Genomic DNA, 9,501 nt, shown 5'->3' with positions numbered 1-9,501 from the left:
CCCTCGTGGTGCGCCTCGGCCGGCTGGCCGGCGGCGGCGTGCACATCGGCGTGGTGACCGGTAGCGGTGTCGTGCGCGCCGGAGTGGTCACTGGCGACAACGTCGATCGCGCCGCCCGGGGCCGGAACGGCGACGGGGTGCGGCGACCGGGTGCCGGCATCCGAGATGCCCGACTCGGTGGCGGAAGCGACGGGAGGCGGGGATGCCGGGGTGCCCGTCGCGGGGAGCCGGCCAGCCCTCGTACGGACGGTGGCGTCGTACCCGGCCGCGCGGACCGCGTCGATCAGCGCGGCGGTGTCGAGTCCTGCCGGATAACGCACGCGCGCCGTCTCGGTCGCGAGGTTCACGGCGGCTTCGACCCCCTCCACCCGACCCAGTCGCTTCTCGACGCGGGCGACGCAGCTCGCGCAGGTCATGCCGTCGATGTCGAGCACCGCCTCGGCCGTGGGTGCGGTGGCATCCGTGTTCTCGCTCATGGCTCCTCCTTCGGTCACCCCGTCCAGAACAGGATACCCCCTGGGGGTATTCCGAGGTCCGTCCGCGAGCAGCAGGACCGCCCCGTCCCGCCGGACCGCCAGCCCTATCCCGCGGCCGCCGCACGACCCTACTCTGGGACGATGGCCGAGACGATGACCCGCGAACAGCGGATGGTACTGACCGTCGCGGTGCTCGCCTCTTTCGTGTCGTTCCTCGACGGCACCGTCGTCAATGTCGCCCTTCCCGCCATCGCCGGTGAACTCGGCGGCGGCCTCTCGACCCAGCAGTGGGTCGTCGACGCCTACCTGGTGACCCTCGGCGCGTTCATCCTCGTCGCCGGGTCGCTGAGCGACGTCTTCGGACGCGTGGTCGTGCTGCGTGTCGGCCTCATCGGCTTCGGCATCACCTCGGTCGCCATCGCCGCGGCGCCCACGGCGGAATTCCTCATCGTGGCGCGCGCCGTGCAGGGTATCGCCGGAGCGCTGCTCGTGCCCAGCTCGCTCGCCCTGATCACCTCGACCTTCCGCGGGCCGGCGCAAGCCCGCGCGATCGGCATCTGGACCGGAGCCACGACCATCGCGATCATCGCCGGCCCCCTGATCGGCGGCATCTTCGTCGACACGCTGTCGTGGCGCCTGGCCTTCCTGGTGAACGTGGTGCCGATCGCGGTGACGATGTGGCTCCTCGTGCGCCTCGGGCACCGCGACCACCGTCGTCCCGACGCGCGCGTCGACGTCGTCGGGGCGGTGCTGTGCGCCATCGGTCTGGGCGGCGTCGTGTTCGCCCTCATCGAGCAACCGAACCTCGGGTGGGCGTCCCCCGTGATCTGGCTGCCGGGACTCCTCGGCGCCGCCGCCTTCGTCGGCTTCATCGTGCGTCAGCGCCTCGCCCGCGACCCGATGATGCCGCTCGACCTGTTCCGCGCGCGCAACTTCTGGGCGGGCAACCTCGCCACCGTGTTCGTCTACGCCGCACTCTCGCTGAACGGCTTCGTCGTGAGCGTGTACCTGCAGCAGGGTGCGGGCCTGTCCGCGACCCTCGCCGGCCTCGCCTCACTGCCGAGCACCCTCCTGATGATCCTGCTGAGTTCGCGCATGGGCGCTCTGGCCGGGCGGTTCGGCCCGCGGCTGTTCATGACGCTCGGGCCGCTCCTGATGGCGCTCGGTTCGCTCCTGCTGCTGAGCGTTCGCGACGACTTCGACTACTGGACGCAGGTACTCCCCGGCATCGTCCTCTTCGGCCTGGGCTTGACGGCCACCGTCTCGCCCTTGACCTCGGCCGTGCTCGGTGCGATCGAGACCGAGCGGTCGGGCATCGCGTCGGCCGTGAACAACGCCGTCTCCCGCGTCGCCGGTCTGTTGGCGATCGCGGCGGTCTCGGCGGTCGTCGGCGGGTCGCTCGATCTCGACGGGTTCCACCGCGCCGCCATCGTCACCGCCGCACTGATGCTGCTGGGGGCTGCGGCGTCGTTCCTCGGCATCCGCAATCACCTGTCGCGGACCGACTGACCCGACGCCGTCATCTCCCGGGCCACCCTCATCCTGACCCGCGGCGGACGTCCGCGCGAGGACGGACACCGTGAGCGGATGCCACGACTCGCCGCCGGAGGCGGCGCGGGGCGCGGGAGGGACTCAGCGCAGGAGCGCGCGCGTGCGCTCCACGTCGTCGGCCATCTGCACCAGCAGCGCGTCGATCCCGTCGAAAGCGGTCATGCCGCGCACACGCTCGACGAAGCGCACCTCGACGTGGTGTCCGTAGAGGTCGAGCCCCGTCTCATCCAGCACGTAAGCCTCGACCTGCCGGGAGTGCACATCGTCGAACGTGGGGTTGGTACCGACGCTGATCGCCGCGGGGTAGCTGATGCGGCGCGTGCCGTCGACGTCGATGAGCCAGCCGGCGTAGACGCCGTCGGCCGGCACGAAGCCCTCGAGGTCCTGCGACAGGTTCGCCGTCGGATATCCGAGCTCCCGCCCGCGTTTCAGCCCGTGCACGACCTCACCCCACACCGACGGAGCGCGTCCCAGGAGACGTGCGGCGGTGGTGACGTCGCCGGCCGACAGCGCCTCGCGGATCCAGGTCGACGACACGCGCCGGTCGGCGTGCACCGCACGCACGTCATCGACCACGTCGACGCGGAAAGCGTGCTCCGCGCCCATCCGCTCGAGCAGCGCTGGATCGCCCCTCCCGCCGGCGCCGAAACGGAAGTCGCGCCCGACGAGCACCGTGCGCGCCTGGAGGGCGTCGACCAGGATGCCGCGGACGAACTCCTCCGCCGCGATCGACGCCAGCGCATCGTCGAAGGTGAGGAGCAGGGTGGCATCCACTCCGGCGCGATCCAGCAGGTCGAGCTTCTGGTGCGGCCCGATCACGTCGGGCGGGCAGCGTTCGGGCATCAGCACGCTGAGAGGATTGCGGTCGAAGGTCACCGCCACGACCCGCGCCCCATCGGATGCGTCGACGCGGGCCCGGTCGATCACCGCGCGGTGGCCGGTGTGGACACCGTCGAACTTGCCGATCGCCACCACCGACGGCCCGAAGCCCGCGGGGACCTCGGCGGGGTCGCGGAAGACGATCATGTCGTCGCCCGGCGGTGGCGCATCAACCACCACAGGCCGAGGAACGGCAGGACCAGTGGGATGAACAGGTAGCCGTAGCCGTACACCGACCACACCGTCGGGTGCTGGAACAGCGCGGGGTCGACCAGACTCAGCGTGCCCACGATGAGCACACCGACGAGTTCGAAGCCGATCGCGATCCACGCGACGCGGTACCAGGCGGGCCGCGCCGAGAAGATGAGGGCGAGGGTCGCGAGGATGTAGACGACGGCGGCGAGCGCCGACAACGAGTACGCCAATGGGGCGTCATCGAATTCGCGGGCGATCTGTACGAAGGAGCGGCCCGTGGCGGCGAGCGCCATGATGCCGTAGACGACGACGAGGACACGGCCGATGCCGGTCATCCCCCGGGGGCGGGTGGGAGTGGTGGATGCCATGACCCCTCGATTCTAGTTCGCCCGAGCCATGAACGCCCGGCGCTCCCCACACGCGAGGTCCCTGAGCCTGTCGAAGGGACCGACCCGACACGACTCCCGGCGGCTTCGACGAACTCAGCCGCCTGTCCCTGCGGTGCGTGCGAGTCGGAGGTCTCGGCATCCGGCGACCTCAGGCGATCTGCACCGTCCAGATGACGTGCATGCGCCACACCATCACGGCGACCGCGAGAGCGGCGACGCCCATGATGACGGTGCTCCAGCGGCTGCGTTCGATCAGCGCCCACGCCACTCCCGCGACCGGCACCAGCGCCGCCGAGACGAGGTAGGTCCAGAATTCCAGCAGGCTGCCCGAGGGCGGGTTGCCCGCGAACGGGGCGATGATCGCCACCACGATCTGCACGACGAGCAGAAGCTCGATGAGCGCGAGGGATCCGACCGTCACATCCCCCGGCCGCCGGCCGACGAGACCGGCGACGACGGCGACGGTTCCGGCGAGCACCGCGATGCCCACCTGCGCGAGCGTGAACCACAGGATCATCGCGCGACCCCCTCCGCCATGTTCATGACGCTCTTCAGCTGCGTCCCGCGTCTCTCGACGATGCCGATCAACCGGCCGTCGGGGTCGATCGCGGCGGCCACGGCACCCGTGAGTCGTCCGCCGCCGTCGATGCGCTTGCCGTGGCGGAGATCCTGCGCCTCGTCCGCCCCGACCGCGAGGGCTCCGACCACGACCGCTGCGGCCGTCGCCGGTTCGATGAGGGCGTCTTCGGCGATGTCGTCGACGGATGCCGCAGTGGCCACCTCGAACGACCCGATACGCGTGCGACGCAGCATCGTCAGGTGTCCGCCCACGCCGAGCGCGCGCCCGAGGTCGCGGGCGAGGGCGCGGATGTAGGTACCGCTCGTGCAGTCGACGACGACGTCGAGTTCGATGATCCCGTCGCCGCGGCGCATCGCGCGAATCTCGAAGCGCGACACCGTCACGCGTCGGGCCTTCAGCTCGACCTCTTCGCCGGCGCGGGCGAGGTCGTACGCACGGCGGCCTCCGACCTTGATCGCCGAGACCGTGCTCGGGACCTGTTCGATCTCGCCGGTGAGCGCGGCGACCCCCGCGGCGATCGCCTCGTCGGTGACCGCCGCCACGGCCGTGGCATCCGCCCGCTCCGTCTCGACCCCGTCGGCGTCGTCGCTGTCGGTGGCCACGCCGAGCACGATCGTCGCCAGGTACGTCTTGTCGGCGCCGACGATGTAGGTCAACAGCCGTGTCGCGCCCTCGACACCGAGCACCAGCAGACCCGTCGCCATGGGGTCGAGCGTGCCCGCGTGCCCGATCTTGCGGGTGCCGAGCGCGCGACGCGCGCGCGAGACCACGTCATGGCTGGTGATGCCCCCCGGCTTGTCGACCAGGAGGATGCCGGCGCGGACCATCAGCAGAAGTCCCCGAAGACCTGAACGGGATGGGCCGTGTCGGAGTTCTCGACGATGACCGAGGCGGCGGCCTTCGGCCGCGCGGTGCGCAGGTAGTGCTTCTCGGAATCCGGAAGCTCCGGACGCGGGGCGCCGATCGGCGGGTTGCTCTCGACCCAGACGGAGAAGTTCCACAGGCCGCGCACCTCAGAGGTGTGCAGGAAGCGTCCCGAGACGACAAGTACCGCGTCGGCGGGGGCGACGTCGCCCGAACCGAACGGTTCACCCGAGCGAAAGGGCGCGATGAGACGCTCGCGGGCGTCGGGCGCGCCGTCGGCGAGGGCGACGCGGAAGACGGTCGCGCCCTCCTGCTCGACGGCCGCCGCGAAGTCGTCCGCGAAGGCGCCGGCCGCGTCGCTGTCCAGCGCGTCGACGGCGACCACGACGCGACCCGCGCGGCTGTTCTGGCGCATCAGGCCGAGCAGACTCCGCTGCAGGTCACGGGCGGTGTTCTCGGACGACGACATGCTCCCAGCCTACTTTCGCCGCCGCGCCGCCCTCCCCCATCAGCAGAAACCGGTGGCCTTCGGAGGACGTCCCGCCGCTGCCACGCATGAACACGATCCGCGCGCAGAAACACGCTCTCACCGTGTTTCCGCGAGCGAATAGCGTTTATGCGTGTCGGTTCACGCGCACGGGCACTCGTAGGCTGGACGGATGCCAGGACTCGCCGCCCCGCTCATCACCTGGTACGGCCAGGCGGCGCGCGACCTCCCCTGGCGGCGAGAGGGCTTCGGGGCGTGGGGCACGCTCGTCAGCGAGTTCATGCTGCAGCAGACCCCCGTGGCGCGGGTCATCCCGTACCTCGAGGCGTGGCTCACCCGGTGGCCGACCCCGTCGGATCTGGCCGCCTCGCCGCCCGGCGACGCGGTGACCCAGTGGGCCAACCTCGGTTACCCCCGTCGAGCGCTGTGGCTGCACCGGGCCGCGGTCGAGATCCGCGACCGGCACGACGGTGTCGTGCCGCGCGATGTCGAGGCGCTCCTCGCCCTCACCGGCATCGGCGACTACACCGCCCGCGCGGTGGCGGTGTTCGCGTACGGAGATCGGCATCCGGTCGTCGACACCAACACGCGCCGCGTGCTGGCCCGCGCCGTCGAGGGACGCGCGCAGCCCGGCCCGCCCCACCGCCGCGACCTCGAGCGAATGGATGCCGAACTCCCCTCCGGCGTCGTCGACGCGGCCGTCGTCAACGCCGCCGCAATGGAGCTCGGCGCGATCGTCTGCACGGCCCGATCGCCGAAGTGCGAGCTGTGCCCGCTCGCGGCGCAGTGCGCGTGGCGTGCCGCGGGGTATCCGGAGTCCGAGGACAGACGCCGCAAGCAGGCGACCTACGAGGGCAGCGACCGGCAGGCGCGCGGTGCGGTGCTGAGGGTCCTCCGTGGTGCTGCGCCCTCGCCCGTGCCGCTGTCGGCGATGCTGCCCGACTGGCCGGACGCCGCCCAGCGCGATCGCGCGATCGACTCACTCGTGGCGGACGGCCTCGCCGAGGCGATCGACGGCATCCTGCGCCTCCCGGGCCATCCGGCATCCTGATCCCGGGGTTCGACGCCTCGAGTCCTGCGTCCCACGTTCTCGGTGCGCAACTCCCGCGGTGCGGCGCCGCCATGGCCTCCGTGCGGGGCGGCGATCGGCCGCGCCGGATTCGAGCTGGGCGCGCACCCGTGCCCGGCGATCAGCAGATCGCACTCCGCCACTGCGCTATGACGCCATGCGATGCGCGGGACGACCCGTCGGCTTCGCAGATGCCGGATGTGTGGGCGCCGGGAGACGACGAACGGCCGGATGCCACCCGCTCGGGGTGGGCATCCGGCCGTCGACGCAGCGGGCTCAGGCCCGCGTGTCGTCCTCGTCGTCGTCCGTGTCGTCGTCGGCGACGTCCTCGTCGAGGTCGTCGTCGTCTTCATCGGTGTCGCGCGGCTTGACGTACGGGTCGGCGTCACCGGCGTACGCGGCCGATGCCGCGAGTCCCGCGACCGACTCGTCGCGCTCACGCGCTTCACGCAGGAGCGCGGCGATGTGATCGGCATTCTCGGGGATCGCGTCGAGGATGAACTCGAGCGAAGGGGTGAGACGCGTGTTGAGGTTCTTTCCCACCTCGCTGCGCAGCATGCCGGTCGCCGACTTCAACGCCGCCGCGGTGTCGTTGCGGTGCGCCTCGTCGCCCATGACGGTGTAGAACACCGACGCGTGCTGGAGGTCGCCGGTGACGCGTACGTCGGTGATCGTCACGAATCCGAGCCGCGGGTCGCGCAGCCCCTTCTCGAGCCGCTCAGCGAGCACCACGCGAATGCGGTCGGCCACGCGGGCCTGTCGTTCCCCTGCCACTGCCTTCTCCTTCTTGTTCCATACCGCCGCGAGTCGAACGCCCCGTGGCTCATTGCCGAGTGGGAGGCGCGTCGCGGGGCAACCGCACCAGCGTAGGCCGGAGGGGTGTGCATCTCCGAGAGCATCGGGGTAGGGCCCCGCTCTGCTCTCGGAGATGCACACCCCGCAGGCCGAAGCGGGAGCCGCGCCCAGTGGCACGACTCCCGCACGACGATCAGCCTCGCGGCTTCTCGATGAGTTCCGTCGTTTCGATCTCGTCACCGATCTGGATGTCGTTGAACTTGCCGAGACCGATACCGGCCTCGAAGTCCGTACGCACCTCGGTGACGTCGTCCTTGAAGCGGCGCAGCGACTCGATGGCCAGACCATCGGCCAGCACGACACCGTCGCGGATGACGCGAGCCTTGGCGTTGCGCGTGATCGTTCCCGACCGCACGATGACACCGGCGATGTTGCCGAACTTCGAGGAGCGGAACACCTCGCGGATCTCGGCGACACCCGACTGCACCTCTTCGAACTCCGGCTTGAGCAGGCCCTTGAGCGACTGCTCGACGTCGTCGATCGCGTTGTAGATGACCGAGTAGAACCGCACGTCGACACCCTCGCGGGCGGCACGCTCACGGGCCTTCGTGTCGGGACGGACGTTGAAGCCGATCACGATCGCGTTATCGATCGTGGCCAGGTTGATGTCCGACTCGGTGATCGCACCCACACCGCGGTGGATGATGCGCAGCTGGACGCTGTCATCGACCTCGATCTTGAGCAGCGATTCTTCCAGCGCCTCGACGGCACCGGAGACGTCGCCCTTGATGATGAGGTTGAGCGACTCGACCTTGCCCTCTTCGAGAGCGCGGGTGAAGTCCTCGAGCGAGATGCGCTTGCGGGCCTTGGCCAGCTGAGCGTTGCGCTGAGCGGCTTCACGCTTCTCGGCGATCTGACGGGCGGTGCGGTCTTCCTCGGCGACGATGAAGACGTCACCGGCGCGGGGCACGGAGTTCAGACCCTGCACCGACACGGGACGCGAGGGGTATGCCTCGTCGACCGCATCGCCGTTCTCGTCCATCATCGCGCGGACGCGGCCGTACGCGGTGCCCGCGACGATCGCATCGCCGACGCGCAGCGTTCCCGACTGGATGAGCACCGTGGCCACCGAACCGCGGCCCTTGTCGAGCTTCGCTTCGATCGCGACACCGCGGGCCGCCTTGTTGGGGTTGGCCGTGAGGTCGAGCCCGGCGTCGGCGGTGAGCAGCACCGCATCCAGGAGGGCCTGGATGTTGAGGTTCTGTCGGGCCGACACGTCGACGAACATGACGTCTCCGCCGTACTCCTCGGCGACCAGACCGTACTCGGTGAGCTGCTGGCGCACCTTCGCGGGGTTGGCCTCGGGCTTGTCGACCTTGTTGACCGCGACCACGATCGGCACATTGGCCGCCTGGGCGTGGTTCAGCGCCTCGACCGTCTGGGGCATGATGCCGTCGTCGGCCGCGACCACGAGGATCGCGATGTCGGTCACCTGTGCACCACGTGCACGCATGGCGGTGAACGCCTCGTGACCCGGGGTGTCGATGAAGGTGATCGCGCGCTCGATGCCCTCGTGCTCGGTCCAGATCTGGTACGCACCGATGTGCTGAGTGATGCCACCGGCTTCGCCCGCGACCACGTTGGTCTGACGGATGGCGTCGAGCAGTCGCGTCTTACCGTGGTCGACGTGACCCATGACGGTGACCACGGGAGGACGGATCTCGAGATCGTCCTCGCTCTCGGCCTCGAGCTCGGCATCGAGGTCGAGACCGAAGCCCTCGAGGAGCGCCTTGTCTTCGTCCTCGGGCGAGACCAGCTGGATCTTGTAACCGAGCTCGGCGCCGAGCACCTCGAAGGTGGCCTCGTCGAGCGACTCGGTCGCCGTCGCCATCTCGCCCAGGTTGAACAGGATGGTCACGAGGGTGCCGGGCTGAACGTTGTAGCCGCGCAGGGCCTCGAGCTTGTCGGCGAAGTCCGAGATCGAGGCGCCACGACGCAGGCGGATGATCTCGCCGTTGCCCTTCGAGACGTTGACGCCACCGACGACCGGCGCCGACCGCATCTCGAATTCCTGCCGCTTCGCACGACGCGACTTGCGCTGCTTCGACTTGCCGCCGCCCTTACCGAAGGCACCCGCGGTTCCACCGCCGGGGCCACGGCCGCGACCGCCACCGCCACCGGGGCGACCGGCGAAGCCGCCGCCACCGGGAGCACCG

General features: G+C 70.3%; 10 protein-coding genes. 2 read left to right on the top strand and 8 right to left on the bottom strand.

Going from position 1 to position 9,501, the window contains the following annotated elements:
- Positions 1-476 (bottom strand): heavy metal-associated domain-containing protein (locus RWP81_RS10630; protein WP_314455912.1); only part of this gene is annotated, 476 nt, incomplete at its 3' end.
- Positions 477-617: 141 nt separating this feature from the next.
- On the opposite strand from RWP81_RS10630, the gene RWP81_RS10625 reads away from it, so the two are divergent.
- Positions 618-1,985, top strand: coding sequence for an MFS transporter (locus RWP81_RS10625; protein ID WP_314455910.1), 1,368 nt, complete (start codon positions 618-620; stop codon positions 1,983-1,985).
- A 123-nt stretch (positions 1,986-2,108) separates the two neighbouring features.
- Here RWP81_RS10625 and RWP81_RS10620 read toward each other — a convergent pair whose 3' ends face one another.
- From RWP81_RS10620 to RWP81_RS10600, 5 genes are all read right to left on the bottom strand, one after another.
- Positions 2,109-3,053 carry a bifunctional riboflavin kinase/FAD synthetase gene (locus RWP81_RS10620; RefSeq protein WP_314455908.1) on the bottom strand — a complete coding sequence of 315 codons (945 nt, stop codon included), beginning with the start codon at positions 3,051-3,053 and terminating at the stop codon, positions 2,109-2,111.
- A complete protein-coding gene (locus RWP81_RS10615) occupies positions 3,050-3,469 on the bottom strand; it encodes a hypothetical protein (RefSeq protein WP_314455906.1) in 420 nt (139 codons plus the stop codon). The genes RWP81_RS10620 and RWP81_RS10615 overlap by 4 nt, the downstream gene beginning before the upstream one ends.
- A 169-nt stretch (positions 3,470-3,638) precedes the next feature.
- Entirely contained in the window at positions 3,639-4,007 is a 369-nt protein-coding gene (locus tag RWP81_RS10610) for a hypothetical protein (RefSeq protein ID WP_243224292.1), read from the bottom strand.
- On the bottom strand, positions 4,004-4,897 hold the full coding sequence (gene truB, locus RWP81_RS10605) for a tRNA pseudouridine(55) synthase TruB (RefSeq protein ID WP_314455903.1): 894 nt from the start codon (positions 4,895-4,897) through the stop codon (positions 4,004-4,006). The genes RWP81_RS10610 and truB overlap by 4 nt, the downstream gene beginning before the upstream one ends.
- Entirely contained in the window at positions 4,897-5,403 is a 507-nt protein-coding gene (locus RWP81_RS10600) for a hypothetical protein (protein ID WP_314455901.1), read from the bottom strand. Before RWP81_RS10600 ends, truB begins: the two co-directional genes overlap by 1 nt.
- Positions 5,404-5,593: 190 nt before the next feature.
- Here RWP81_RS10600 and RWP81_RS10595 point away from each other — a divergent pair, with 190 nt between their 5' ends.
- On the top strand, positions 5,594-6,472 hold the full coding sequence (locus RWP81_RS10595) for an A/G-specific adenine glycosylase (RefSeq protein WP_314455899.1): 879 nt from the start codon (positions 5,594-5,596) through the stop codon (positions 6,470-6,472).
- 294 nt (positions 6,473-6,766) lie between these two features.
- On the opposite strand, the gene rbfA is transcribed toward RWP81_RS10595, so the two are convergent.
- Both rbfA and infB read right to left on the bottom strand, forming a co-directional pair.
- Positions 6,767-7,264, bottom strand: a complete 498-nt coding sequence (gene rbfA / locus RWP81_RS10590) for a 30S ribosome-binding factor RbfA (RefSeq protein ID WP_314455897.1) — start codon at positions 7,262-7,264, stop codon at positions 6,767-6,769.
- A 214-nt stretch (positions 7,265-7,478) separates the two neighbouring features.
- Positions 7,479-9,501, bottom strand: a 2,023-nt coding sequence (gene infB / locus RWP81_RS10585) for a translation initiation factor IF-2 (protein WP_314455895.1), incomplete at its 5' end; no start/stop codon positions are given.

This window comes from uncultured Microbacterium sp., assembly GCF_963521695.1.
GTDB lineage: Bacteria > Actinomycetota > Actinomycetes > Actinomycetales > Microbacteriaceae > Microbacterium.
Note: the sequence above shows the minus strand (reverse complement) of the source record. Positions and strands in the feature narration are given on the sequence as shown.

What these genes read in the sequence shown, in the direction of transcription:
- RWP81_RS10625 (WP_314455910.1), top strand. Translation starts at nt 618, where the DNA reads ATGGCCGAGACGATGACCCGCGAACAGCGGATGGTACTGACCGTCGCG.
- RWP81_RS10620 (WP_314455908.1), bottom strand. Translation starts at nt 3,053, where the DNA reads ATGATCGTCTTCCGCGACCCCGCCGAGGTCCCCGCGGGCTTCGGGCCG.
- RWP81_RS10615 (WP_314455906.1), bottom strand. Translation starts at nt 3,469, where the DNA reads ATGGCATCCACCACTCCCACCCGCCCCCGGGGGATGACCGGCATCGGC.
- RWP81_RS10610 (WP_243224292.1), bottom strand. Translation starts at nt 4,007, where the DNA reads ATGATCCTGTGGTTCACGCTCGCGCAGGTGGGCATCGCGGTGCTCGCC.
- truB (WP_314455903.1), bottom strand. Translation starts at nt 4,897, where the DNA reads ATGGTCCGCGCCGGCATCCTCCTGGTCGACAAGCCGGGGGGCATCACC.
- RWP81_RS10600 (WP_314455901.1), bottom strand. Translation starts at nt 5,403, where the DNA reads ATGTCGTCGTCCGAGAACACCGCCCGTGACCTGCAGCGGAGTCTGCTC.
- RWP81_RS10595 (WP_314455899.1), top strand. Translation starts at nt 5,594, where the DNA reads ATGCCAGGACTCGCCGCCCCGCTCATCACCTGGTACGGCCAGGCGGCG.